24 protein-coding genes are annotated in these 24,067 nt (G+C 72.1%); 16 read left to right on the top strand and 8 right to left on the bottom strand.

The window, feature by feature from the left end; translation table 11 throughout:
- Positions 1-9: 9 nt before the first annotated feature.
- A complete protein-coding gene (map, locus tag ACFW01_RS34275; RefSeq protein ID WP_384510182.1) occupies positions 10-795 on the bottom strand; it encodes a type I methionyl aminopeptidase in 786 nt (261 codons plus the stop codon).
- 63 nt (positions 796-858) lie between these two features.
- Between map and ACFW01_RS34270 the strand changes: the two genes are divergently transcribed.
- The 9 genes from ACFW01_RS34270 to ACFW01_RS34230 all read left to right on the top strand — a co-directional run bounded on the left by ACFW01_RS34270 (position 859) and on the right by ACFW01_RS34230 (position 12,237).
- Complete coding sequence (locus tag ACFW01_RS34270; protein ID WP_064730573.1) at positions 859-1,110, top strand: helix-turn-helix domain-containing protein; 252 nt, start codon at positions 859-861, stop codon at positions 1,108-1,110.
- A gap of 112 nt (positions 1,111-1,222) precedes the next feature.
- Positions 1,223-3,295 carry a hypothetical protein gene (locus tag ACFW01_RS34265; RefSeq protein ID WP_384510179.1) on the top strand — a complete coding sequence of 691 codons (2,073 nt, stop codon included), beginning with the start codon at positions 1,223-1,225 and terminating at the stop codon, positions 3,293-3,295.
- Between the two features lie 178 nt (positions 3,296-3,473).
- Positions 3,474-4,316, top strand: coding sequence for a nitrilase-related carbon-nitrogen hydrolase (locus ACFW01_RS34260; protein WP_122618870.1), 843 nt, complete (start codon positions 3,474-3,476; stop codon positions 4,314-4,316).
- Positions 4,313-5,596, top strand: coding sequence for an aspartate aminotransferase family protein (locus ACFW01_RS34255; RefSeq protein ID WP_234961374.1), 1,284 nt, complete (start codon positions 4,313-4,315; stop codon positions 5,594-5,596). Before ACFW01_RS34260 ends, ACFW01_RS34255 begins: the two co-directional genes overlap by 4 nt.
- Positions 5,597-5,627: 31 nt before the next feature.
- Positions 5,628-7,244: a PucR family transcriptional regulator gene (locus ACFW01_RS34250; protein WP_384510175.1), complete on the top strand. Its 1,617-nt coding sequence runs from the start codon at positions 5,628-5,630 to the stop codon at positions 7,242-7,244.
- A gap of 114 nt (positions 7,245-7,358) precedes the next feature.
- Positions 7,359-8,201, top strand: a complete 843-nt coding sequence (locus ACFW01_RS34245; protein ID WP_234961372.1) for a nitrilase-related carbon-nitrogen hydrolase — start codon at positions 7,359-7,361, stop codon at positions 8,199-8,201.
- Between the two features lie 39 nt (positions 8,202-8,240).
- Complete coding sequence (hydA, locus tag ACFW01_RS34240) at positions 8,241-9,644, top strand: dihydropyrimidinase (protein ID WP_234961371.1); 1,404 nt, start codon at positions 8,241-8,243, stop codon at positions 9,642-9,644.
- An 11-nt stretch (positions 9,645-9,655) separates the two neighbouring features.
- On the top strand, positions 9,656-10,675 hold the full coding sequence (locus ACFW01_RS34235; RefSeq protein WP_384510170.1) for a TIGR03842 family LLM class F420-dependent oxidoreductase: 1,020 nt from the start codon (positions 9,656-9,658) through the stop codon (positions 10,673-10,675).
- 41 nt (positions 10,676-10,716) lie between these two features.
- Positions 10,717-12,237 carry an NCS1 family nucleobase:cation symporter-1 gene (locus ACFW01_RS34230; RefSeq protein ID WP_384510167.1) on the top strand — a complete coding sequence of 507 codons (1,521 nt, stop codon included), beginning with the start codon at positions 10,717-10,719 and terminating at the stop codon, positions 12,235-12,237.
- Between the two features lie 34 nt (positions 12,238-12,271).
- Here ACFW01_RS34230 and ACFW01_RS34225 read toward each other — a convergent pair whose 3' ends face one another.
- The 4 genes from ACFW01_RS34225 to ACFW01_RS34210 form a co-directional block, all read right to left on the bottom strand.
- Positions 12,272-13,150: a CAP domain-containing protein gene (locus tag ACFW01_RS34225; RefSeq protein ID WP_384510164.1), complete on the bottom strand. Its 879-nt coding sequence runs from the start codon at positions 13,148-13,150 to the stop codon at positions 12,272-12,274.
- A 361-nt stretch (positions 13,151-13,511) separates the two neighbouring features.
- Positions 13,512-14,174: a hypothetical protein gene (locus ACFW01_RS34220; RefSeq protein WP_384510161.1), complete on the bottom strand. Its 663-nt coding sequence runs from the start codon at positions 14,172-14,174 to the stop codon at positions 13,512-13,514.
- Positions 14,175-14,441: 267 nt separating this feature from the next.
- Positions 14,442-15,263 (bottom strand): class I SAM-dependent methyltransferase, encoded by an 822-nt coding sequence (locus ACFW01_RS34215; RefSeq protein ID WP_384510158.1) that lies wholly within the window; start codon positions 15,261-15,263, stop codon positions 14,442-14,444.
- Positions 15,260-16,309: a carboxymuconolactone decarboxylase family protein gene (locus ACFW01_RS34210; RefSeq protein WP_384510155.1), complete on the bottom strand. Its 1,050-nt coding sequence runs from the start codon at positions 16,307-16,309 to the stop codon at positions 15,260-15,262. Before ACFW01_RS34210 ends, ACFW01_RS34215 begins: the two co-directional genes overlap by 4 nt.
- Before the next feature lie 166 nt (positions 16,310-16,475).
- Between ACFW01_RS34210 and ACFW01_RS34205 the strand changes: the two genes are divergently transcribed.
- The 5 genes from ACFW01_RS34205 (at position 16,476) to ACFW01_RS34185 (ending at position 20,464) form a co-directional block, all read left to right on the top strand.
- On the top strand, positions 16,476-17,600 hold the full coding sequence (locus tag ACFW01_RS34205) for a histidine kinase (protein WP_234961364.1): 1,125 nt from the start codon (positions 16,476-16,478) through the stop codon (positions 17,598-17,600).
- Positions 17,597-18,274, top strand: coding sequence for a response regulator (locus ACFW01_RS34200; protein ID WP_384510151.1), 678 nt, complete (start codon positions 17,597-17,599; stop codon positions 18,272-18,274). Before ACFW01_RS34205 ends, ACFW01_RS34200 begins: the two co-directional genes overlap by 4 nt.
- Positions 18,275-18,491: 217 nt before the next feature.
- Positions 18,492-18,971: a hypothetical protein gene (locus ACFW01_RS34195; protein WP_234961362.1), complete on the top strand. Its 480-nt coding sequence runs from the start codon at positions 18,492-18,494 to the stop codon at positions 18,969-18,971.
- A gap of 59 nt (positions 18,972-19,030) precedes the next feature.
- Positions 19,031-19,672 (top strand): ScbR family autoregulator-binding transcription factor, encoded by a 642-nt coding sequence (locus ACFW01_RS34190; protein WP_384510147.1) that lies wholly within the window; start codon positions 19,031-19,033, stop codon positions 19,670-19,672.
- Positions 19,673-19,699: 27 nt separating this feature from the next.
- Positions 19,700-20,464, top strand: a complete 765-nt coding sequence (locus tag ACFW01_RS34185; protein WP_234961360.1) for an SDR family oxidoreductase — start codon at positions 19,700-19,702, stop codon at positions 20,462-20,464.
- A 60-nt stretch (positions 20,465-20,524) separates the two neighbouring features.
- Here the strand turns inward: ACFW01_RS34185 and ACFW01_RS34180 are convergent, their stop codons facing one another.
- Entirely contained in the window at positions 20,525-21,199 is a 675-nt protein-coding gene (locus ACFW01_RS34180; protein WP_384510145.1) for a ScbR family autoregulator-binding transcription factor, read from the bottom strand.
- Positions 21,200-21,464: 265 nt separating this feature from the next.
- Here ACFW01_RS34180 and ACFW01_RS34175 point away from each other — a divergent pair, with 265 nt between their 5' ends.
- Positions 21,465-22,379, top strand: a complete 915-nt coding sequence (locus tag ACFW01_RS34175; RefSeq protein ID WP_384510142.1) for a ScbA/BarX family gamma-butyrolactone biosynthesis protein — start codon at positions 21,465-21,467, stop codon at positions 22,377-22,379.
- 29 nt (positions 22,380-22,408) lie between these two features.
- Complete coding sequence (locus ACFW01_RS34170) at positions 22,409-23,350, top strand: NAD-dependent epimerase/dehydratase family protein (protein WP_384510139.1); 942 nt, start codon at positions 22,409-22,411, stop codon at positions 23,348-23,350.
- Positions 23,351-23,389: 39 nt separating this feature from the next.
- On the opposite strand, the gene ACFW01_RS34165 is transcribed toward ACFW01_RS34170, so the two are convergent.
- Positions 23,390-23,515: a hypothetical protein gene (locus ACFW01_RS34165; RefSeq protein ID WP_384510136.1), complete on the bottom strand. Its 126-nt coding sequence runs from the start codon at positions 23,513-23,515 to the stop codon at positions 23,390-23,392.
- Positions 23,516-23,532: 17 nt separating this feature from the next.
- A partial coding sequence (locus tag ACFW01_RS34160; RefSeq protein ID WP_384510133.1) for an adenosylhomocysteinase occupies positions 23,533-24,067 on the bottom strand: 535 nt, incomplete at its 5' end.

Raw genomic sequence — 24,067 nt, 5'->3', positions numbered from 1 at the left:
GGGCCGGGGCTACCGGACCTGAAGGGCGTCCCGTGCGGTCAGGACGCGCGGGCCGCTGTCCGTGATCGCCACGGTGTGCTCCACGTGCGCCGCGCGTGAGCCGTCGTTGGTGCGCAGGGTCCAGCCGTCGGGGGCCGCGTGGTAGTCGTCCCGGCCGCCGGCGATCAGCATCGGCTCGATGGCGAGGACCATGCCGTGGCGCAGCGGGAGTCCGCGTCCCGGCCGGCCCTCGTTGGGTACCCCCGGGTCCTCGTGCATCTGCCGGCCGATGCCGTGGCCGCCGAAGTCGTCCATGATGCCGTAGCCGCCCGCCCGGCAGACCGTGCCGATCGCGTGCGAGATGTCGCCGATGCGATGGCCCACGACGGCCGCCGCGATGCCCGCAGCGAGGGCCCGTTCCGCGGTCTCGACCAGGGCCACGTCCGCCGGGCGCGGGGTGCCGACGACGAAGCTGATGGCCGAGTCGCCGGCCCAGCCGCCGAGCGTGGCCCCGCAGTCGAGTGAGACGAGGTCGCCGTCGCGCAGCCGGTAGCCGTCCGGGATGCCGTGCACGATCGCGTCGTTGACCGACGCGCAGAGGACGGCCGGGAAGGGGGTCGGCGCGAAGGAGGGCCGGTAGCCGAGGAACGGCGAGCCCGCCCCCGCCTCCTTCAGTACGCCGTGCGCCACCGCGTCCAGTTCCAGCAGGGAGACGCCCACGGCGGCCGCGTTCCGGGCGGCGGTCAGGGCGCGGGCGACGACCTGGCCGGCCGTGTGCATCGCGTCGATCGATGTGTCTGTCTTGAGCTCCACCATGCCAATTACTATACCGGTATTTGAATTGGGTCCGGTACGGGAAGCCGGTATTACAATGACGGTATGGTGCGCACCCCTCTGACCCCCGAAGAGCACGAGCGCGGCGAGCGGCTCGGCCGGCTGCTGCGTGAGGCCCGCGGCGAGCGGAGCATGACGGAGGTCGCCGCCGAGGCCGGCATCTCCGCCGAGACGCTGCGCAAGATCGAGACCGGCCGCGCGCCGACCCCGGCGTTCTTCACGGTGGCCGCGCTGGCCCGCGCGCTCGGGCTGTCCATGGACGAGCTGGCCGGGCTGTGCGTCCTCGCCGGGGTGTGAGGGTGCGGTGACGCCCCTTCCCGAAAACTCCCTGTAGCGGCGCCGTAACACGGCTGGTGTTCCCTACGTGACCGGACGGACCGGAGTCCTCCGGTCGGGCGGGAGTCGAACCATGGCCGTGGAACAACTGCCGGGTCGGGTCGGGAACTTCACCCGGTACCTGACCGGACTGCTGACACGTCTGGACCAGGGCGCCGGCTGGTGCGGGGTGTTCTGGCAGCGCGACCCCGAGGGCATGCGGGCCTGTCTCGACGGACGTGAGATCCCACCCTGGGACGTGGTGGAGGCCCTGCTCCAGGACCTCGCCGGCCGGTACGGTGCCGCCACCGCGGAAGCTGAGACGGAACCGGCCCGCGCCCTGCACGCCGCCGCGCTCACTGCGTACGACTCCCTGCCGGGCGCCCGCGACGCCCTGCGGGACCGGCTCGACGTCATGCTCCGCGAGCAGCGGTACGCCGCGGAACGCGAGACCCGGCTGACCCGGACGCTGTCCCACCCCGACACGACCCCGGAGACGGCCGCCTCCCTCCGGCTCGACCTCGCCTGGGCCCACGACGACCACACCCGGGCAACGGCCCGCTGCACCGAACTCCGATCCCGGCTGACGGCACTGGACGCCGTCCGGCGGGGGAGCGGGGGCATCCGGGTGGACGGCGACACGCCCACCCCGGCGACCGGCCCCACGCGGCCCGGCCCACCGGGAGCCGACGTCTCCGCCCCCACAGCAGGGCCCGAGGCCCCGGCCCCCGCCGTGGACGCGTCCGGGAGGGCGGCGGGCGTCGGCCCCGCGCACCGCGTCGCGCCCGCCGCGGAGCCCGAGGACTCCGCCTCCGCCTTCGGCACGTCCGTGCCCGGGGGTGTGTCCGGGAGGCCGGGGGAAGGCGCTCCCGGGCACCGCCCTGCGGCGATCGACGACTCGGCTCACGGCGCGCCCGCGCCCGGGGGTGTGCCCAGAAGGCCGGGGGGCGTCGGCCCCGCTCCCGCCGCGCCGCCGTCGGTCCCGGCCTCCCTCTTCGGCGGGCCCGCGCCCGGGGGAGTGTCCCGGATGCCGGTGGACGGTGATCCCCTGTACCGCTCCCCGGGGGCCGAGGACTCCGCCTCCGCCTTCGGCGCCCCCGCGCAGCGCTCCGCGCCCACCGAGCCGCGCGAGGGTCCCGCCCTCGCCTCCGACGCGTCCGCGCCCGATCGCGTGCCCCGGGTGCCCGGGGGCGCGGCTCGGACGGCGACGGACGGCGCTCCCGCGTATGGCTCCGCCCTACCGGAGGACTTCGGACGCCATCCCGCCGAGCCCGCGCCCACCACGCCGCCACCGGAGGACTTCGGACGCCGTCCCGCCGCGCCCGCGCCCACCACGCCGCCACCGGAGGACTTCGGACGCCGTCCCGCCGCGCCCGCACCCAGCACCCCGCCCCCGAACCCGGCCCCCACCCCCGCCGCATCCCCGCCCCCCACCCCCAAACAGCGCAAACGCCGCCGCGGAGGTGCCCGTTTCGCCGGGGGCGTCGAAGCGGACGTGAGCCCCGTGGTCCCCGTCGTGCCCGAGCAGGTGCCGGTTCCGGCCGCGCCGGGCGGGCGTACGCCACGCGGAGCGCGGTTCGCGGGGGCCGATGAAACGGTGGAGCAGCCGGTGCCGAGGGCCCCCGAGGTGCCGGGGGAGGGAGACCGGGTCGCCGTCGACGCGGTCGTCGAGGGGGTGGCGCGGCTGCGGGCCGCAGGGATGAGCGGGGAGGCGCACGCGCTGCTGGCCGAGGCGGCCCTCGGGCCCGCCACCCGTTTCCCTCTGCTTGCCGCCCGGCTCGAACGGGCCGGGCTCGGCGCCGACTGGACCACCCTGCTGTGGGAGACCGCCTCGCTGCCCGCCGGCCCCCTGGTCGCCGCGGCCGACGCGCTGGCCCTCGCCGGGCGCGCGGCCGACGCCGAGCAGGTGCTGCGGCAGGGCGTCGTACGGCCCGCCCCCGAGATCGGCGCGGCGGTCGTCGGCCTGGTCGCCGAAGGCCGGCACCGGGAGGCCCGCGCGCTCCTCGACGCCTGCGTCCGCTCCCGCACCCCCGAGGACGCCGCCCGCAGCGCCGCACCGGACCCGGAGAGACTCGTGCCGCTGCTGCTGGAGGCGGCGCACGACGTATCCCAGGAACGCCACTGGGACCTCGTGCACGCCCTGCGCGTCGCCGGGTTCACCGCGTGAAATCCGCCCCCGTGACCCCACCGTCCCCACCACTCACCCACAGGAGTGCGAAAAGCGATCGACACCGCGCCGTGGCGACGATGGTCTTGGCAAGCCCGTCCGGCCAGGCTTACGTTCGTCCCTCTACGGCCCGCTCTACGGGCGTAGAGGCTCTGACGTCGCGTCGAAGGAGCAGCTCATGGCCAACGTCGTACGTGCCGCTCTCGTCCAGGCCACCTGGACCGGCGACACCGAGTCCATGGTGGCGAAACACGAGGAGCACGCCCGCGAGGCGGCCCGGCAGGGAGCCAAGGTCATCGGCTTCCAGGAAGTCTTCAACGCCCCCTACTTCTGCCAGGTCCAGGACCCCGAGCACTACCGCTGGGCCGAGCCGGTGCCCGACGGCCCGACCACCCGCCGCATGCAGGAGCTCGCCCGCGAGACCGGCATGGTGATCGTCGTCCCCGTCTTCGAGGTCGAGCAGTCCGGCTTCTACTACAACACCGCCGCCGTGATCGACGCCGACGGCACCGTCCTCGGGACGTACCGCAAGCACCACATCCCGCAGGTCAAGGGATTCTGGGAGAAGTTCTACTTCCGCCCCGGCAACCTCGGCTGGCCGGTCTTCGACACCGCCGTCGGCAGGATCGGCGTCTACATCTGCTACGACCGGCACTTCCCGGAGGGCTGGCGCCAACTCGGCCTCGGCGGCGCCCAGCTCGTCTACAACCCCTCCGCCACCCACCGCGGACTCTCCGCCCACCTGTGGCAGCTCGAACAGCCCGCGGCGGCCGTCGCCAACGAGTACTTCGTCGCCGCGATCAACCGGGTCGGACAGGAGGAGTACGGCGACAACGACTTCTACGGGACGTCGTACTTCGTCGACCCGCGCGGGCAGTTCGTCGGCGAGCGGGCCAGCGACACCAAGGAGGAACTCGTCGTCCGCGACCTGGACTTCGGCCTCATCGACGAGGTGCGGCAGCAGTGGGCCTTCTACCGCGACCGCCGCCCCGACGCCTACGAAGGGCTGGTGCGGCCGTGACCAAGGACCTGTTCGGCCGCCACCGCGCCGTCCTGCCCGACTGGCTCGCCCTGTACTACGGGGACCCGCTGGAGATCACGCACGGCGAGGGCCGGCACGTCTGGGACGCCGCCGGCAACAAGTACCTCGACTTCTTCGGCGGCATCCTCACCACGATGACCGCGCACGCCCTGCCCGAGGTGACCAAGGCGGTGAGCGAGCAGGCCGGACGGATCATCCATTCCTCGACCCTCTACCTCAACCGGCCCATGGTCGAACTCGCCGAGCGGATCGCCCACGTGTCCGGCATCCCCGACGCCCGCGTCTTCTTCACCACCTCCGGCACCGAGGCCAACGACACCGCCCTGCTGCTCGCCACCACCTACCGGCGCAGCAACACCATCCTGGCCATGCGCAACAGCTACCACGGCCGCTCCTTCAGCTCCGTCGGCATCACCGGCAACCGCAGCTGGTCCCCGACCTCGCTCTCCCCGCTCCAGACGCTCTACGTCCACGGCGGCGTCCGCACCCGCGGCCCCTACGCGCACCTGGACGACCGCGACTTCATCGCCGCCTGCGTCGACGACCTCACGGACCTTCTCGGACACACCCGCGCCCCCGCCGCGCTGATCGCCGAGCCGATCCAGGGCGTCGGCGGCTTCACCTCCCCGCCGGACGGCCTGTACGCGGCCTTCCGCGAGGTGCTGCACGAGCGGGACGTCCTCTGGATCGCCGACGAGGTGCAGACCGGCTGGGGCCGCACCGGCGACCACTTCTGGGGCTGGCAGGCGCATGCGCGGAGCGGCCCGCCGGACATCGTCACCTTCGCCAAGGGCATCGGCAACGGCATGTCCGTCGGCGGTGTCGTCGCCCGCGCCGAGATCATGAACTGCCTGGACGCCAACAGCATCTCCACCTTCGGCGGCACCCAGGTCACCATGGCGGCCGGCCTCGCCAACCTCACGTACCTGCTGGAGCACGACCTCCAGGGCAACGCCCGGCGCGTCGGCGGACTCCTCCTCGAACGGCTGCGGGCGGTCGCCGCCCAGGTGCCGCACGTCCGGGAGGTCCGCGGGCGCGGGCTGATGCTGGGCATCGAGCTGACCCGGCCCGGCACCGACGAGGCGGCGCCCGAGGCAGCGGCCACCGTGCTGGAGGAGGCCCGCGCGGGCGGGCTGCTCATCGGCAAGGGCGGCGGCCACAGCACCAGCGCCCTGCGGGTCGCGCCGCCGATGACCCTCACCGTCGCGGAGGCCGAGGAGGGCGCGGCGATCCTCGAACGCGCCCTGCGGAGCATCTGACAGCAGCGTCCCGAGCAGAGGAACCGCCGCCATGACCTCCACCCCGGACACCCCCGTCACCCTGCGGCAGCAGCCCTGGGAACCCGCCCTGTCGGTCCGTCAGGTCCTCGGCCTGGAGCGGGTGCTGGCCGGACAGCCCGAGGTGGTGGCCGGTGCGCACCGGCTCGACCGGCCGGTGCGCTGGGTGCACGTGGCCGAGGCCGCCGACGTCGGCGTGATGCTCAGCGGGGGCGAGATGGTCCTCACCACCGGTGTGCTGCTCGCCGGTGACGAGGGCAAGCAGGGCGAGTACATCCGCTCCCTGGACCGGGCGGAGGCGGCGGCCGTCGTGCTCGGCCTCGGCCGCGCCTTCCCCGCCCCGCCGGACGTGATGCGCCGGGCGGCCGAGCGGTGCGGGCTGCCCATGGTCGTTCTGCACCGGCCGTTCCCCTTCGCCGAGCTGACCGAGGAGGTGCAGTCCCGGCTGCTGCGGCGCAAGTTCGCCGCCGTCAGCCTCTCCGAAGCCGTACGCACCGAACTGACCGGCCTGATCACCGCGGGCGCCCCGGTGCAGCGCCTGCTCGACGAGGTCGCCCGGCACGGGGGCTGTCCGGTCGTCGTCACCAACCTCGCCCACCGCGTCCTCGCCACGGCGGGGGAGCGGCCCGCGGTCGACGACGTGCTCCGGGACTGGGAGCGCATCGCCCGCCAGGCCGGGGCCGGCACCGCCGACGGCTGGATCCGCGCCGAACTGACCTGCCGGGGGGAGCGGTGGGGCCGGCTGGTGCTGTGCGGCTACCACGGCGACCGGGCCGCGGGGCGGCTGCTGGCCGAGCGCGCCGCCGAGGCGCTCGTACTGCACCGCATGCTCGGCGGCGACGGCACGCACACCGGCGGCCCCGGCGGCTCCTGGGACTCCTGGGAGGAGCAGTCCGCCCGGAGTCTGCTCACCGACCTGGTCAGCGGCGCCGTCCCGGCGCGGCACATGCTTCCCCGGGCGCGCGCCGCCGGGCTGCCGGTCAACCGCCGGGTCTTCGTCCCGCTCGTCGTCCGCGGGCGCGACACCGCACGTCTCGACCGGGTGCTGCGGCTGCTGGGCCTGTCCGGGATCGCCGCCGGGCTCGCCGACGACCGGGTCGCCGTCCTGCTCAGCCTCGCCCCCGACCAGGACGCCACAGCGCTGACCGCCCACTTCGCCGCCCGGCTGCGGTCGGAACCGGGCGCCGCGCGCACCGTCGTCGCGGCGGCCGACGCCCGCACCGACTGGGCCGGTGTACCGGCCGGCCTGCGCGAGGCCCAGCACGTCGCCGACGCCGTGGCCGACTCCCCGGCCGCCCTCGACCTGCCGCCCGTGGTGCGCCTGCGCGACGTCCACCTGCGCGGACTGGTCCGGCTGCTGCGCGACGACCCGCACGTCCAGTCCTTCGCCGAGCGGGAGCTGAACGGCCTGCTGCAAGGCCCCGACGAGGACCTGCTGGGCGTGCTGCGCACCTACCTCGCCACCGGCCGCAACAAGTCCCGCACCGCCCAGCTCCACCACGTCTCCCGGCCCGCCCTCTACCGCAGGCTGGAGGCGATACAGGGCCGCCTCGGCGTCGACCTCGACGACTTCGAACAGGCCGCCTCCGTCCACATCGCGCTCCTCGCCCACGACGCACAGCAGGGGTGACACCGTGCAATGCCCGACCCCGGCAGACGTGACACCGTGCCAGTCGAACCCGCCGTCCGCGCTCCCTAGGCTCGCCCCACACGCAGCGCCACACCGAGCGAGTGGAGGCCGAAGATGAGCCGAGTGATCCGTGCCGCGCTCTTCCAGACCGCCTGGACGGGCGACAAGGAATCGATGATCCAGGTCCACGAGCAGGCGGTCCGCGACGCCGCCGCGCAAGGGGCCCAAGTGCTGTGCTTCCAGGAGCTGTTCTACGGCCCGTACTTCTGCCAGGTCCAGGACCCCGAGTTCTACGCCTACGCCGAGCGCATCCCCGACGGCCCGGTCGTCGAGCGCTTCCAGCGGCTCGCCCGCGAACACGGCATCGTCCTGGTGCTGCCGATGTACGAGGAGGAGCAGCCCGGCGTCCTCTACAACACCGCCGCCGTGCTCGACGCCGACGGCTCCTACCTCGGCAAGTACCGCAAGACCCACATCCCGCAGGTGCGGGGCTTCTGGGAGAAGTTCTACTTCCGCCCCGGCAACTCCGGCTGGCCGGTCTTCGACACCGCCGTCGGCAGGGTCGGCGTGTACATCTGCTACGACCGGCACTTCCCGGAGGGCTGGCGGGCGCTGGGCCTGGCGGGCGCCGAGGTCGTTTTCAACCCGTCGGCCACCTCCCGCGGCCTCTCCGGCTACCTGTGGCAGCTGGAGCAGCCGGCGGCGGCCGTCGCCAACGAGTACTTCGTGGGCGCCATCAACCGCGTCGGCGTAGAGGAGTACGGCGACAACGACTTCTACGGCACCTCCTACTTCGTCGACCCCGAGGCCCAGTTCGTCGGCGAGGTCGCGAGCGACAAGGAGACCGAACTCGTCGTGCGCGACCTCGACCTGGCCAAGCTGCGCGAGGTCCGCGACCGCTGGCAGTTCTACCGGGACCGCGCGCCGGGCGCGTACTCCCCGCTGACCGCGCCCTGACCGACCGGGCCCGGACCGCCCCTGACAGGAGGGAACAGCATGAGCAGCCGTACCGTCATCCGCGGCGGCCTCGTCATCACCGCGTCCGACGAGATCCACGCCGACGTCCTGATCGAGGACGGCCGGGTCGCCGCCCTCGCCGCGACCGGCACACCGGCCGCCGCGTCCTTCACGGCCGAGCGCACCATCGACGCCACCGGCAAGTACGTCATCCCGGGCGGCGTCGACGGGCACACCCACATGGAGATGCCCTTCGGCGGCACCTACGCGGCCGACACCTTCGAGACCGGCACCAGGGCCGCCGCCTGGGGCGGTACGACCACCATCGTCGACTTCGCCATCCAGGGCGTCGGCCACACCCTGCGCGAGGGCCTCGACGCCTGGCACGCGAAGGCCGAGGGCAACTGCGCGATCGACTACGGCTTCCACATGATCGTCTCCGACGTGAACCAGGAGACGCTCAAGGAGATGGACCTGCTGGTCGAGGAGGGGGTCACCTCTTTCAAGCAGTTCATGGCCTACCCCGGCGTCTTCTACTCCGACGACGGCCAGATCCTGCGGGCCATGCAGCGCGCCGCCGAGAACGGCGGGCTGATCATGATGCACGCCGAGAACGGCATCGCGATCGACGTCCTGGTCGAGCAGGCCCTCGCCCGCGGCGAGACCGACCCGCGCTTCCACGGCGAGGTCCGCAAGGCCCTCCTGGAGGCCGAGGCCACCCACCGCGCGATCAGACTCGCCCAGGTCGCCGGCGCGCCCCTCTACGTCGTGCACGTCTCCGCGACCGAGGCGGTCGCCGAGCTGACCCGTGCCCGCGACGAGGGCCTCAACGTCTTCGGCGAAACCTGCCCGCAGTACCTGTTCCTGTCCACCGACAACCTCGCCGAGCCCGGCTTCGAGGGCGCCAAGTACGTGTGCAGCACCCCGCTGCGCCCGCGCGAGCACCAGGCGGCGCTGTGGCGGGGCCTGCGGACCAACGACCTCCAGGTGGTGTCGACCGACCACTGCCCCTTCTGCTTCAGCGGCCAGAAGGAGCTGGGCCGCGGCGACTTCTCCAAGATCCCCAACGGGATGCCGGGCGTCGAGAACCGCATGGACCTGCTCCACCAGGCCGTCGTCGACGGGCACATCGGCCGCCGCCGCTGGATCGAGATCGCCTGCGCCACCCCGGCCCGCATGTTCGGCCTGTACCCGAAGAAGGGCACCATCGCGCCCGGCGCCGACGCCGACATCGTCGTCTACGACCCGCACGCCGAACAGGTCATCTCCGCCGAGACCCACCACATGAACGTCGACTACTCGGCCTACGAGGGCAGGCGCGTCACCGGCCGCGTGGAGACGGTGCTCTCGCGCGGCGAACTCGTCGTCACCGAGCGGGAGTACACCGGACACAAGGGCCACGGCGCGTACGTCCCGCGCTCCACCTGTCAGTACCTCAGCTAGGAGCCCCGCCCATGGACTTCGGACTCGTCCTGCAGACCGACCCGCCGGCCTCCCGCGTCGTCAGCCTGATGCAGCGGGCCGAGCGCAACGGCTTCAGCCACGGCTGGACCTTCGACTCCGCCGTGCTCTGGCAGGAGCCGTTCGTCATCTACAGCCAGATCCTGGCCAACACCACGCGCCTCAAGGTCGGCCCGATGGTCACCAACCCCGGCACCCGCACCTGGGAGGTGACCGCCTCCACCTTCGCCACCCTCAACGACATGTTCGGCAACCGCACCGTCTGCGGCATCGGCCGCGGCGACTCCGCGATGCGCGTGGCCGGCCGCAAGCCCAACACCCTCGCCCGGATCAGCGAGGCCATGAAGGTCATCCGGGCCCTGGGCCGCGGCGAGGAGGCCGACCTCGGCGGCACCGCGGTCAGGTTCCCGTGGATCAGGCCGGGCGCCGAGGTGCCGGTGTGGATGGCGGCGTACGGGCCGAAGGCCCTGAAGATGACGGGGGAGGAGGCCGACGGCTTCATCCTCCAGCTCGCCGACCTCTACCTCACCGAGTACATGGTCAAGGCCGTCAAGGACGCCGCCGCGGCCGCCGGCCGGGACCCGGACGAGGTGACGATCTGCGTCGCCGCCCCCGCCTACGTCACCGCCGACGACTCGCCCGAGGCGCTCGCCCACGCACGCGAGCAGTGCCGCTGGTTCGGCGGCATGGTCGGCAACCACGTCGCCGACCTCGTCAGCAAGTACGGCGAACACTCCGCCGCCGTCCCTGACGAACTCACCGACTACATCAAGTCCCGCGAGGGCTACGACTACGCCCACCACGGACGCAGCGGCAACCCGGACACGCAGTTCGTGCCGGACGAGATCGTCGACCGGTTCTGCCTGATCGGGCCGGTCGCGCAGCACATCGACAAGCTCCAGGCCCTGCGCGCCCTCGGCGTCGACCAGTTCGCCGTGTACGACATGCACGACGCGCAGGAAGCGACGATCGACGCGTACGGCGCGGAGATCATCCCGGCACTTCACCGCTGACCGGTACCCGTTCCGGAACCCGCCGCCGAAGGGTCACGCCCATGACCGCGACCGTCCCGCCCACGCCGTCCGACGGCCCGATACCCGAGCAGGCGGGACGCGTCGAACTCCCGCCCGGCACCGTCCTCACCGACAACCGCTTCGTCAACGACGACCTGCTGCCCGTGCCGCTGGCCCGCCGCCGCTGGACGACGTACAACTTCGCGGCCCTGTGGGTGGGGATGGCGCACAACATCCCCTCCTGGCTGCTCGCCTCCGGCCTCGTCGCGCTCGGCATGGACTGGAAGCAGGCCGTGTTCACCATCGCGCTCGCCAACGTCATCGTGCTCGCGCCGATGCTGCTGACCGGGCACGCCGGGCCCAAGTACGGCATCCCGTTCCCGGTGCTGGCCCGTGCCTCGTTCGGGCTGCGCGGCGCCAACCTGCCGGCGCTGATCCGGGCCGGGGTGGCGTGCGCCTGGTTCGGCATCCAGACCTGGATCGGCGGCCAGGGAATCTTCGTCCTGCTCGGCAAGGTGTTCGGCGGCTGGGCCGAGGCGTCGGAGGTCGGGGGCCAGCCCTGGACGCTCTGGGTCTGCTTCGTCCTGTTCTGGGCCCTCGAACTGGCCATCATCTACCGGGGGATGGAGGCACTGCGCCGGTTCGAGAACTGGGCCGCGCCGTTCGTCATCGTCGGCGCGCTGGTGCTGCTGGTCTGGATCGCGAACAAGGCCGGGGGCCTCGGGCCGCTCCTCGACCAGCCGTCGCGCCTGGGCTGGGGCACGGACTTCTGGCCGGTGTTCTTCCCGTCCCTCATGGGCATGATCGCCTTCTGGTCCACCCTGAGTCTGAACATTCCCGACTTCACCCGCTTCGGCGCGGGGCAGCGCGCCCAGGTCTGGGGCCAGACGCTCGGACTGCCCACGACCATGACGCTGTTCGCGCTGCTGTCCGTGTTCGTCACCTCCGGGTCGGAGGCGGTGTACGGGGTCGCGGTGTGGGACCCGGTCGCGCTCGCCGCCCGGACCGACAACGTCTTCGGACTGCTCTTCGCCCTGGTGACGGTGCTCGTCGCCACCATCTCGGTGAACATCGCGGCGAACGTCGTCTCACCGGCGTACGACCTGGCGAACCTGGCGCCACGGCTGATCAGCTTCCGCACCGGTGCCCTGATCACGGGCGTCGTCGGCGTGCTGATCATGCCGTGGAAGCTCACCGAGACACCCGAGCTGTACATCTTCACCTGGCTCGGCCTGGTCGGCGGGCTGCTCGGCACCGTCGCCGGCATCCTCATCGCCGACTACTGGCTGATCCGTCGTACCGCTCTGGACCTGCCCGCCCTGTACACGCCCGGTGGGCGCTACTGGTACACCTCCGGATGGAACCTGCGCGCCGTCGCCGCCTTCGTGGCCGGCGGGGTGCTCGCGGTGGGCGGCTCCCATTCGGCCCCGGGCAAGGGGCCCTTCCCCGAGGACGGGCTGATCCCCTTCCTGAAGCCCCTCGCGGACTACGGCTGGGCGGTGGGGCTGGGCGCGTCGCTCGTCGTGTACGTCGGGCTGACGGCGGGCCGCAGGCGTACGTGAGCGCCTGCGGCCGCGTTCGCCCGTCCCCGCCCGCCTAGCGAGCCGTGCCGAAGTCCTGGGTCCAGTAGGAACCGGGCTGCGCGAGGCCGACGCCGATCTCCTTGAAGCCGCAGTTGAGGATGTTCTCCTTGTGGCCGGGGCTGGACATCCAGCCCGCCATCACCTTTTCGGGCGTTTCGTAGCCGTACGCGACGTTCTCGCCGTAGCTGCTCCAGTTGTACCCGGCGTTGGTGATGCGGTCCTCCGGGGACGACCCGTTCGAGCCGGAGTGCGACATGGTGCCGGTGGCCGCCATGTCCTCGCTGTGTGCCTGCGCGGCCTTGGTCAGGGCGGAGTTCACCGTCACCGGGGAGCAGCCGGCCTTGCCGCGCTCGGCGTTGACGAGTTCCACGACCTTGGCGACGTCACCGGAGGCCGGGGTGGTGGTGGCCGGCGGGGTGCTCGGGGTCGCGGGGGCCGAGGGGGTGGGCTTCGTGGTGGCGGGCTCGGAGGCGTCGGCCGTGGGCCTGGAGGAGCCGGTGGACGGCTTGGAGCCGGCCTCGGACGGCTTGGCGGCGGGGGCCTTGGGGGTTGCTGTCGCCTGCGGTTTGTGCGGTTTGTGCGGCTTGCGTGACGGTTCGGCGTCCCGGTGCTCGGGCGTGGCCGGCTTGGAGGCGCGCTCGGTGGCGGTCGGCTTCGTCGACGGTGCCGCCGAGGGCTCACCGCTCTGCTGGCTGCTCCACTCCCGGTACCAGTTCGCGTCGCCCCACCCGTCCTCGGCCGTGGTCGAGGCGGCGGTGCTCCGCAGCTCCCGCTCCTCGTTGCCGGGCCAGTCGGAACAGGCCAGGGCGACGGAGGGTATGCCTATGGCTCCCGCGGCCAGTGCCGCGACGACCGGCCGCCGGTAGCGCTGCTGGTGGCGATGCTTTCCCATGTGTGACCTCACTCGGTGGCGACAACCTGAGGTTGGTCATTCTTGGGACGGGCCGACACGGGGGCAAAGGGTCTTTCTACTACTGCGCCTAGTAGGCAGGCCAGGTGCTTGCGGCGGACGGGCGGGCGTGCAGACCCTGTTCCCGCCCGCGACTGGTGGCATCTGCCGCCTCGTCAGAAGGCCCTCGCGCGCGATGAACCGGGGACTCTCCCCCATGGTCTGGACCACCACTCCCACTGGCCTGCAGCGCACCCGTGGCAAGCCGGACAAAGTCCTATTTGTCGCGGAGGCGGTGTCTACTAAGGTGCCCGCGGAGATCGGTGAGCGGCGTGACGGATGTCACGGAACCTTGCATTCCGTTTCAGTCCTGTCCGTTGGACAGAGCCGCCACGGCCTCCTTGGCCGCCTTGATGGCGCCCTTGTTGATCGTGTCCGAGGACGGCGCCTTCCTGGACTCGAAGTCACTGCCGTTGTACGTGATCATCACCAGGGCGTTGGACGCGCGGACCAGCACGGTGCCCTCACGCGTCTGCTGCTTGTCCTCGGTGGTCAGGTTCACCACCGAGTAGGCGCCGTCACCGAGTCCGGGCACGTCGCCGCCCCCGCTGCGGTCGGCGACCCGTTCCTTGTACGACTTCTGTGCCGCCTCGTCGGACGCCATCACCTCGAAGGAGACGTCGAGCCAGCGGTAGTCGTATCCCTTCAGCGCGTGCCACGAACAGGTGCGGCGCACGTCCGTGTCGGTCGAGGGGATCTCCTTGCCGGCCGCCTTGGCACCCGGCACCAGCGAGGCGATCGTCTTCGAGGCCAGGCTCCCGCACGGCGCGGGGGCGGCGGCGTACGTCTTGGTCGCGGCCTCCGTGGCCGGCGCGGAGGCGGACCGCTCGGCGGTGTCGGGCGGTGTCTTGTCCGTCGCGGCCGGTGAGGTGTCCGGCCCGGACGACAGCGCCCAGCCCGCCGTGGCGAGCACGGCGACGGGCGCCAGACGCGCGGTCAGAGCGAGCGGCAGGGGAAGAGAACGCACGGCGCACTTCTCGTGGGGGATGGTGCGGAGGGGGGTCCGCACTGCGGACGGGACGTCAGTCTCACACGACTCCCTGTGGGGCGGAAGCCCGAACTCGCTGCGTGGCCGGGCGGTGACGCAGATGGAGCGTGTCCGGGGTGCAGGGGCGGAGATCGGTGCGGGGGTCGCGGGGCGGGCACGTGCGGAGGGGGCGGGCGACGCATCCGCGCGGGTGGGCTTCGGGGCACGGATGCCCCCGGCGGTGAACGGTCGCCGGGGGTGCTCGCGTCAGGGGCGGACCGCGGTCACCAACCACACCGCGGCCCGCATGCGGACGCCGCTGTCGGTGGCGTACGGGCGCAGGGCCGCCTCCAGTTCGGGCAGGCGGCTCGCGGGGAGCGCGCCGCCCGGGTAGGGCGACAGCAGGAACTCGACGGCGTCCGGGACGTCGCGGCCCCAGACGGCCTCGACGGTGACCGGCTCCACCGTCACCTCCTCGTACCCTGCGAGGACCTCCCGGACGCGGTCCGGGTCGGACAGTGAGGCCATCGCGGCACGCGCGGCGACCGCCTCGGCGCCGGGCTCCGCGTCGACGAGCCGGGCGAACAGCGCGAGCGTCCTGGCCTCCGGCGAGTGCGGTCCCGGCGGTTGCGGGCAGACGAACGCGAGCCGGCCGCCGGGACGCAGCGCCCGCGCGAGATTGCGGAAGGCGGCGGCGTGGTCCTCGAAGAACATCACCCCGCCCCTGCTGACGACCACGTCGTAGGTGTCCGCCGGGAAGGGGTGCACCTGCGCGTCGGCGCACTCGTACGCCGCGTTCGCGACCCCCTCGGCCGCCGTGCTCGCGCGGGCCCGCTCCAGCAGGGGCGCCGAGATGTCGACGCCGACGGCGTGCCCGGGGGCGGCGAGCCGCGCCGCGATCCGGGTCGTCGCCCCCGCCCCGCAGCCGACGTCGAGGACGCGGTCGCCGGGCGCGACGGCCGCCGCGGCGAACAGGACGTCGTTCACCCCGGCCAGCATGGCGTCGTAGCGGGCCTGGTGGGTGGCCCAGTGGGCGCCGACGGGGCCGTTCCAGGCCTCGGCCTGGCGGGAGTTGGCGACGAGGGTCATGAGGTCTCCTTGGCGGCGGAACGAGTGATGGAAGGGGCGGTCGGGCGGTGGGCCGGACGGGCGGCGGGCGCGGACAGCCCGCGTTCCACGCGGTCCACTGCGGCGAACGCGCCGTACGCGACGAGGTGCACCAGGCAGTGGTCGGTGTGCTCGGGCCCGCGCCACGCCGCCACGTCCGCGTCCGTGATCCGGTACGGCGCGCACGCGGCCAGCAGCGCCAGCCGCGCCCCGGGCCGGGTCCGCCGGTCCGGGAACGGGTCGGGCACGAGGGGCGGATGGGCCCCGCCCCAGGCGTCCACGGTCCGGCGTACGAGGGCCTGGTCGTCGGTGTCCAGAAGCCCCGCGCCGGACAGCGCGGCGGTGCGCAGCGCCGCGTACGCCGGGCCGACCGGTGTGCCCGCCGCCCACTGTGGCCCCGGCCCGGGGTCGTCCAGCAGGTTCAGGGCGGCTCCGGGCGCGGCGTCCCGGCGCACGGTGCGCGACAGCGACCGTCCGGCCAGGCTCCGCACCGGACGCAGCCGTTGCACGTCGGCCGGGAGCAGGTTCTCGGTCACCAGGGAGGACACCACGCGATTGATGAATTGGAAGGCGAGTACCGTGCCCAGGTATCCGGGTGCCTCCTCGCGCGGGAACGGGTACGGCTCCCGCACGGCCTCCGGCTCGCGGCTGCGACGCGCCCAGTCCAGTACGCGCGCGTGCCGTTCGTCCTCCGGCTCGGCGCCCCGGGCCAGCCGCTCGGCCAGCGCGTGGTCGCCGGTGGCGTGCAGCAGGACGGTGTGCGCGTCCACGCAGTACGGGCACTTGTTGGCCGCCGACACCCCGAGGGCGGCGATCTCCTTGCCGGTCCGGTCGCCGGGACCGGCGATCAGGGACTCGCGCATCAGCGCCCACGCGGCGGCCAGCAGGGCGGGGGCGGAGGAGAGGGCCACGAAGGTGGGGGGTTCGGCGATGCCGAAGTCCCGTGCCAACTGGGCGTAGACCTCGGCGACGCGGCCGGTGGCCGCTTTCGGCGGCGGCGGTGCGGTGTGACGGAAGCGTGTGGTCATGCACAGCAGCGTGCGTCGCGGGACGGCCCGCGGTCGTCGTACGGCCGGATACGGTCCGCACTGCGCCGACGGTCGCGGCCGCCGGGCGCACTACTTCCCCGGGAGTAGTCCGGGGGCCGTCCACAGGGCTGACGCGGCTGTCGGCGGGCCGGTCTAGTCTGCGGGCATGAGTGGGCGTCGGATCGACCGCAGGGTGCTCGCCGACGTGGTCCTCGCGGCCGTGGTCGGCGCCCTCGGCATGGGCGTCGCCGTGTTCGACGACGGCACGGACGGGCTCGACCTCACGCTCATCGCCCTCGCCTCGGCATCCCTGGCCCTCCACCGCGCCGCCCCGCGCGCGGTGCTGGCCGCGGCGACACTCTTCGGCACGGTGTACGTCGTCCACGCGCACCCCGGGCCGCTCTCCGCGCTGCCCGTCCTCGGCGCCGTGCACACCGCCGCCCGGGTCGGCCACCGGGGCCTCGCGGCGGCCGCCAGTACGGTGTTCCTCGCCGGGTACGTGGCGACCGGACCCGGCACGCAGGAGGTGGCCGAGCGGGCCGGACTGCTCGCCGGCTGGTTCCTGTGCGCGGTGGTGACGGGCCTGGCCGACCGCAACTGGCAGGCGTATCTGCGCCAGACCGAACAGCGCGCCCAGGAGGCCGAGCGCACCCGCGAGGAGGCGGCCCTGCGCCGGGCCGGTGAGGAACGCCTCCGTATCGCCCGGGAGTTGCACGACTCGCTGACCCACAGCATCTCCATCGTGAAGCTCCAGGCGGGCGTCGCCGTCCATCTGGCCCGCAAGCGCGGCGAGGAGGTGCCGCCCGCGCTGCTCGCCATCCAGGAGGCAAGCGGCGAGGCGATGCGCGAACTGCGCTCGGCCCTCCAGGTGCTGCGCGCCGACGAGCCTTCCGGTACCCCGGCGCTGCTCGTGGAGCGGGCCCGCGCGGCCGGACTGGCCGTCGACCTGACGGTCACCGGCGACGAGCGCCCGCTGCCGCGGGCGGTGGACCGGGCCGCCTACCGCATCGTCCAGGAGGCCCTCACCAACGCCGCCCGGCACGCGGGCCCGGCGAAGATCACGGTACGCATCGACTACGGCGGGGGCGGGGACAGGGACGGGGACGGGGAGTTGACGATAGACGTGGACGACGACGGAGCCGCCGACCCGGCCCGCCCGCCGGTGCCGGGCACCGGGCTGACCGGCATGCGCGAGCGGGTCACGGCGCTGGGCGGCACCCTGTGCGCCGCCCCGCGCGCGGAGGGCGGCTTCGCGGTGCGCGCCAGGCTGCCGATGGGGGAGACGGTATGAGTGACGTCCTGCGCGTGGCGCTCGTCGACGACCAGGCGCTGATGCGGGCCGGGTTCCGCGCGCTCCTCGACGCGGAGGACGGCGTCGAGGTGGTCGGTGAGGCCGCCGACGGCGAACAGGGGGTGGCGCTGGTGCGCGAGCAGGTGCCCGACGTCGCCCTGGTCGACGTGCAGATGCCGGTGATGACGGGCATCGAGGCGACCCGCCGCATCGCCGCCGACCCGGCCCTCACCACCGTCCGCGTGGTCATCCTCACCAACTACGGCCTGGACGAGTACGTCTTCGAGGCCCTGCGCGCGGGCGCGAGCGGCTTCCTGCTGAAGGACACCGAGCCGGCCGACCTGCTCCAGGCCATCCAGGTGGTCGCGCGCGGCGAGGCACTGCTCTCCCCGTCGGTCACCCGCACCCTCATCGGCGAGTTCGTCGCGCGTCCCCCGGACCGCTCCACCGCCCCCGGCCTGGACTGCCTCACCCGTCGCGAACGCGAGGTCACCGCGCTCGCCGCCCGCGGCCTGAGCAACGAGGAGATCGCCGCGCACATGGTGATCAGCCCGCTCACCGCCAAGACCCACATCAGCCGGGCGATGACGAAGCTGGGGGCCCGGGACCGGGCCCAACTCGTCGTCTTCGCATACGAGTCGGGCATGGTCACGGCCCGGGGCGGCACCCGTTAGCCCTGGGACCCCGCCCGTCAGGGGCGCCCGCGCGCTCCACTGGGGGAGGAGAACTTCGTCTCCGCCCAGCTCCCGGGCGGCCGCGGCTAAAACAAGCCGTTCGACCGACTTTGCTTGACATACCATTCGACCGGTTTTTAGAGTGGCCCAATGTCGGATGGGGCGAGAGGGTGGACGGCAGTCATTCGCCAGGTGGTCGCTGGAGGGGGAGACGGTCATGGAGCTCGAACACGGTCCTGGTGCGCGAACGGTCGTCGTCGGCGCGATCGGTGAGTTGGTGTCCCCGGCCGACAGCTTCCTGGTGTCCATGCGTCTGAGCTGCCGCGGCGTCCGCGCGGCGAATCTCGGCACCGGCGTCACCCTGGACCAGGCGGCAGCGGAGCTGTCGTGCCATCAGGAGGCGGAAGCCCTGCTGCTGATCTGTGACGACAGTGCCGGAGTCGTCGTACGACAGCTGGCGGGCCTGCGGGAGCTGGTGGCCGCGGGCGCGGTCACCAGGCCGGTCTTCGTGGGCGGAGTGAGGGGAGGGGCGTGGCGAGAGCTTCAAGGGGTCGCCGCGAGTCTGCGGCGAGGCGGCGTCACGCAGGTGCTCGCGGACCTGGCCGACGCCGCCTATCTGCTTCCCGTGCGGCGTCTGGCGGTCCGCGGCTTGTCGCTTGCCGATCGTTCGGCCGGGACCGTCTCCAGTGTCGCCTGAGGCTCACCCGGAACGCCCAAAAACCAACCGACCGTATTTCTATAGCGAGGCTGACGACGATGGCGAGACAGGAGCGGTCCGAGCGCACGATGGAGCGACTCGTGATGGCGGCCGCCGACCAGTTCGCATCTCAGGGGTTCGTCAAGGCGTCACTGGCGGACGTGAGTCGATCGGCCGGCGTGACCAAGGGCGCCCTCTTCTTCCACTTCTCGACGAAGGACGAACTCGCGGACGCCGTCCTGGCCCGGGCTCAGGACGTACTCGAGACGATGGTGGAGGAGCTGTGCGAGGCGGAGTCGATCTTCCTTCAGGTCGTGGTGGACATGACGCACGCCCTCAACCGGCTCCTTCGTGACGACGCGTTCGTCATGGCGAGCGTGCGCATCACCCGGGAGCGGGTGAACGGCCGCCCCGCACCGCTCGACTTCTACCCCCTCTGGCTCAGCCGGCTGTGGAAGCTGCTGGACGAGTCGCGCCGCAACGGAGAGCTCGGCCGGTCCGTGGCCGACTCGTCGGCGCGCACCATGGTGACGGCGGCCGTGTCCGGGGTGGAGACGCTGACCTGGACGCGGGTGTCGCGCACGGAGACCGAGAAGTGGTTGAGCAATCTGTGGGAACTGGTGCTCCCTGTACTTAGGGTTGAGGGCACGGGGTGGACGGTGAGAACCGCGGCTCCGCTCGCACAGGTTCAACGGCCGTAGCCGATCGCTGTAAGGGGGAGTTCGGACATGGGCACACTCGCAGGCAGGACCGCTCTGGTCACGGGGGCCAGCCGGGGTATCGGACGGCAGGTCGCACGGAAGCTTGCCGGGGAGGGCGCGTTGGTGGCCGTCCACTACGGCAGCAACGAGGAGGCCGCCAGAGAGACGCTCGACCTGGTGCGCCGTGACGGGGGGCGAGCCTTCCCGGTGCGGGCGGAGCTGGGGGTCCCCGGGGACGTCGAGACTCTCTATGCCGGGTTCGAAGCGGGACTGGCACGAGAGGGACATGGACCGGATTTCGACATCCTGGTCAACAACGCGGGGGTCAGCGGGTCCGCGAGGATCGAGGAAGTGACGCCGGAACTCTTCGACCGGCTCGTCGCCGTCAACTCCAGAGCGCTGGTGTTCCTCGTCCAGAAGGGACTCAAGTACCTCCGTGACGGCGGTCGCATCATCAACATCTCGTCCGCCGCCACGCGGATCGCCTATCCCGAGTCCATCGTGTACTCGATGACCAAGGGAGCCGTGGACACCTTCACCCTCGCCCTGGCCAAAGGGCTCGGCGACCGGGACATCACGGTGAACGCGGTGAACCCGGGCTTCGTCGAGACGGACATGAACGCGGGCAAGCGATCGTCCGCGGAGGCGTGTGCCGAGCTGGCCAGTTGGTCCGCGTTCGGGCGCATCGGTCGGCCCTCCGACGTTGCCGACATCGTCGCCTTTCTGGCGTCCGACGCTTCTCGGTGGGTCACTGGGCAGTGCATCGACGCCAGCGGCGGCTCGCGCCTGTGACGCGGCACACGGGCGGGGTCGAGCACCGTGATGTGATCGACCCGCCCATGCCGCCGGTGCTCAGCCCACCGCGACAGCGGCCTGCGCCATGGGGGGCAGGCCGAGTGAGGCGCGCAGGTCCAGCGAACCCGCGGGCTCGAACCTCGCGATCCTGCGGGGCGGGACGATCCCCGGCAGGAGCAGCGACCACATGTCGGCGACGCGCTCGTGCAGGTCCTCACGTCCACTGCGGACCTGGGACATGATCTGTACTCCGGCGAAGGCGCCGACGACGAAGACGGACACGTCGGTGATGTTGGCCTCCGGCCTGACGTCTCCCCGGCCCTGCGCCGGCGCCAGGCAGTCCCGGAGCGTTTCGATCCAGTTGTTGTAGACCGTCGGGTTCGGATCAGTGAACGAGCCCAGCTCTATCACCAGCCGTATCCCCGCGCGCACGCGCACGCTGGACCGCAGTTCGTAGGCCATCCGGTGCGTGATGTCGATGGCGGTCTGCACGCCCGGCCGCTCGGCGTTCTCCAGTACGGTCGCGACGTGGAACTGATCGGTCATCAGCTCGTGGGCCAGTGCTTCCTTGGACTGGAAGTGGAAGTAGAGGGCGCCCTTGGTCACGCCGGCTTCCCGGGAGATGTCCGTCAGGCTTGTGTTGCCGAAGCCCGTCGCGTCGAAGGCCTTCGCCGCCCCGTCGAGGATCGCCTCCCGCGTGACTTCCGCCCGCTCTTGCCGTGCTCTCGCCACAACCGCCTCCTGACTGCCGCGGTGCGGATGGTGGTCTTCCATCCTTCCGGTGATCACCGCGGCTTCCACTGCGGTCAATCTTCTACCCTCTTGCCAAAAAATACCAGTCGCCTAGTATTCTTGTCGTCATCGATCAGGTCTCAAGCGCCTGCGTCTCTGCCGTTTTTCCTGCTCAACCCCTTGTTGCTGCGCCAAAAGCACATCTCAGGAGGTCAGGATGACCGCGCTTCTTCAAGCCGACCGAACGGATTTTACTCAGACTGTCGTGACGGCCGGGCCCGAGCTCTTCGAGCGGACCGTGCCCCGCGCGCTCGTCCACCGGGCCGCGATCTCGGAAGTGCTGCTGACCGGAGTCAGTCGTTGCCGGGAGGACGTCTACCGCATCGGTGCCCAGTGGTCACGCGGCCACAGCTACTACGGAGCGGTGGCCGGCTGCTGGCACGACCCCATGCTCTTCGCCGAGACGATTCGACAGGCGGGACTGCTCCTTGCCCACGAAGCCCTGACGATTCCCCTGGGCTTCAGCTTCCTCACCGAGACGATGTCGTTCGAGATAACCGAGGAGGGTGCCCGACTGGGCCGACAGCCCGCCGACGTGGTCCTCGAGGTGACCCTCCGTGACGTGATCCGCCGCAGGAACGTCGTCTCGTCGTACGCGTACGACGTCGTTGCCCACCGGGGCGGCAGACGGATCGGATCCGGGCGGCTGACCGCGAACTGCGTCAGCCCGGCCGTGTACCGCAAGCTGCGGGGCGATCGTGCGGAGGCGACCGCGCCGCGTGAGGTGCCGGGCGGAGTCAGCCCCGACCTGGTCGGCCGTACCTGTGAGTTCGACGTCGTGCTGGGAGCCGAGTGCGTGGACGGCGCGCGTCCGCTGCGCGCGGAGGCCGACCACCCTGTGCTCTTCGACCACGCCGTCGACCACCAGCCCGGCATGGTGATCATGGAGGCGGCGCGGCAGGCGGCGCTCGCCGCGCTGCGGCTTCCCGACGGGCTGCTCATCGGCTGCGATGCCGTGTTCCACAAGTACGTGGAGTTCGATTCGCCGTGCATCGTGTCGCCCTCGGGCGATGCCGTGCGCTCGTCCCATGGCGCCCGGGAACTCGTCGTCGACTTCCACCAGGGCGGCTCCGTCGCGGCGACCTGCCGGGTGGCTGTCCATGACGGCACAGGGCTGTGACGGGGGCGTCCGCTGGATCGGTCCTCGTCGTGGGCGGCACCGGTTTCATCGGCAGGGCTGTGCTCGGTGCCCTGACCCGGCAGGACGACGGCCGTAACCGCGCACCACGGCTGCACGTCCTGTCCCGCCGCGTGCCCACGGCAGCAGGGAGCACCGCGATACGTCAGGTGAGGGGGGATCTGGCCGACCCGCGATCGTTGCGCGGCGTGTGCTCCGGAATCGGCACCGTCGTCCATGCGGCCAGCTATGTGGGCCGCGACCCCCGGCAGTGCCATGACGTCAACCACCTGGGAACCCGGGCGTTGCTCGAAGAAGCCCGCCGTGCGGGAGTGCGGCGCTTCATCTACCTCAGCACGGCCTCCGTCTACGGGGAGGGCCCCCACCGGGGTCCGGCCGAAGGAGAGGTGGAGCCGGCCCCGGCCTCACCCGCAAGTTCCTCGCGGCTGCGCGCCGAGCAGGAGGTACGGGCCGCGGGGGGTACGGTTCTGCGGCCGCACCTGATCTACGGAGAAGGCGACCGCTGGTTCGTTCCCGCGGTGTCGCGGCTGCTCCGCCTGGTGCCGGCCTGGCCGGCCGGAGCGACCTCGTTGAGCTCGGTCATCGAGGTGGGAGACCTCGCACGGGTCGTCGCCGCACTGGTCGACGGAGCCGGGGTGCCCGCCGAAGGCGCGACGTACCACGTCGCCCACCCTCAGCCGCTGTCCATGGCGCGGCTGCTCGCCGAGCTACGGTCCGCCCTCCGGATGCCGGCGCCGCGCCGAGTGCCCGCAGCCGACCACCGCGCTCTCGTGCGGCAGTCGCTACCGGAACTTACCGATCACCAGTACGCCCTGCTCACTCAGGACCACTGGTACGACACATCCCTGATATGGAGACAGATCGGACTCCACCCAGGACCTGGCTTCGAGGCACGCTTCGCTGCCTGCTCGGCTTGGTACCGGGAGCAGTCGGCCCACGTCCTCGGCGACTGAGCGCATGGGGCGGCACGGCGCGGCGTTGCCCCGCCGCGGTCAGTCGATGCCCCTGACGATGTGAGACTCCGCGGGATCGTCGTCCACGCCGGCGAGCAGGAGGACGGGTGCCTGCGGAGGGCCGCCGTAATGCCGCTCGTACTCCTTGTCCTCTTCGTGGTGCACACGTCCTCCCGGTTGGTTCAGTAGCGGTAGTGGTCCGGCTTGTACGGGCCCTCGACCTCGACGCCGATGTACTCGGCCTGCTCCGGGCGGAGCGTGGTCAGCTTGACGCCCAGGGAGTCGAGGTGGAGGCGGGCGACCTTCTCGTCCAGGTGCTTGGGCAGCACGTACACGTCGGTCGGGTACGCGTCGGGCTTGGTGAACAGCTCGATCTGGGCCAGCGTCTGGTCCGCGAACGAGTTGGACATCACGAACGACGGGTGGCCGGTCGCGTTGCCAAGGTTCAGCAGGCGGCCCTCGGACAGGACGATGAGGACCTTGCCGTCGGGGTGGGTCCAGGTGTGGACCTGCGGCTTGACCTCGTCCTTGACGATGCCCGGGGTCCGGGCGAGGCCGGCCATGTCGATCTCGTTGTCGAAGTGGCCGATGTTGCCGATGATCGCCTGGTGCTTCATCTTGCCCATGTCCGCGGCCATGATGATGTCCTTGTTGCCGGTCGTGGTGACGAAGATGTCGGCCTGCTCCACCACGTCGTCGAGCGTCGAGACCTGGTAG

Source organism: Streptomyces sp. NPDC058985 (assembly GCF_042740985.1).
Taxonomy (GTDB): Bacteria; Actinomycetota; Actinomycetes; order Streptomycetales; family Streptomycetaceae; genus Streptomyces.
This window is presented reverse-complemented; position numbering and strand designations above follow the sequence as displayed.

Coding starts and splice junctions, on each gene's coding strand:
- map (WP_384510182.1), bottom strand. CDS start 795: ATGGTGGAGCTCAAGACAGACACATCGATCGACGCGATGCACACGGCC.
- ACFW01_RS34270 (WP_064730573.1), top strand. CDS start 859: ATGGTGCGCACCCCTCTGACCCCCGAAGAGCACGAGCGCGGCGAGCGG.
- ACFW01_RS34265 (WP_384510179.1), top strand. CDS start 1,223: ATGGCCGTGGAACAACTGCCGGGTCGGGTCGGGAACTTCACCCGGTAC.
- ACFW01_RS34260 (WP_122618870.1), top strand. CDS start 3,474: ATGGCCAACGTCGTACGTGCCGCTCTCGTCCAGGCCACCTGGACCGGC.
- ACFW01_RS34250 (WP_384510175.1), top strand. CDS start 5,628: ATGACCTCCACCCCGGACACCCCCGTCACCCTGCGGCAGCAGCCCTGG.
- ACFW01_RS34245 (WP_234961372.1), top strand. CDS start 7,359: ATGAGCCGAGTGATCCGTGCCGCGCTCTTCCAGACCGCCTGGACGGGC.
- hydA (WP_234961371.1), top strand. CDS start 8,241: ATGAGCAGCCGTACCGTCATCCGCGGCGGCCTCGTCATCACCGCGTCC.
- ACFW01_RS34235 (WP_384510170.1), top strand. CDS start 9,656: ATGGACTTCGGACTCGTCCTGCAGACCGACCCGCCGGCCTCCCGCGTC.
- ACFW01_RS34230 (WP_384510167.1), top strand. CDS start 10,717: ATGACCGCGACCGTCCCGCCCACGCCGTCCGACGGCCCGATACCCGAG.
- ACFW01_RS34225 (WP_384510164.1), bottom strand. CDS start 13,150: ATGGGAAAGCATCGCCACCAGCAGCGCTACCGGCGGCCGGTCGTCGCG.
- ACFW01_RS34215 (WP_384510158.1), bottom strand. CDS start 15,263: ATGACCCTCGTCGCCAACTCCCGCCAGGCCGAGGCCTGGAACGGCCCC.
- ACFW01_RS34210 (WP_384510155.1), bottom strand. CDS start 16,309: ATGACCACACGCTTCCGTCACACCGCACCGCCGCCGCCGAAAGCGGCC.
- ACFW01_RS34205 (WP_234961364.1), top strand. CDS start 16,476: ATGAGTGGGCGTCGGATCGACCGCAGGGTGCTCGCCGACGTGGTCCTC.
- ACFW01_RS34200 (WP_384510151.1), top strand. CDS start 17,597: ATGAGTGACGTCCTGCGCGTGGCGCTCGTCGACGACCAGGCGCTGATG.
- ACFW01_RS34195 (WP_234961362.1), top strand. CDS start 18,492: ATGGAGCTCGAACACGGTCCTGGTGCGCGAACGGTCGTCGTCGGCGCG.
- ACFW01_RS34190 (WP_384510147.1), top strand. CDS start 19,031: ATGGCGAGACAGGAGCGGTCCGAGCGCACGATGGAGCGACTCGTGATG.
- ACFW01_RS34185 (WP_234961360.1), top strand. CDS start 19,700: ATGGGCACACTCGCAGGCAGGACCGCTCTGGTCACGGGGGCCAGCCGG.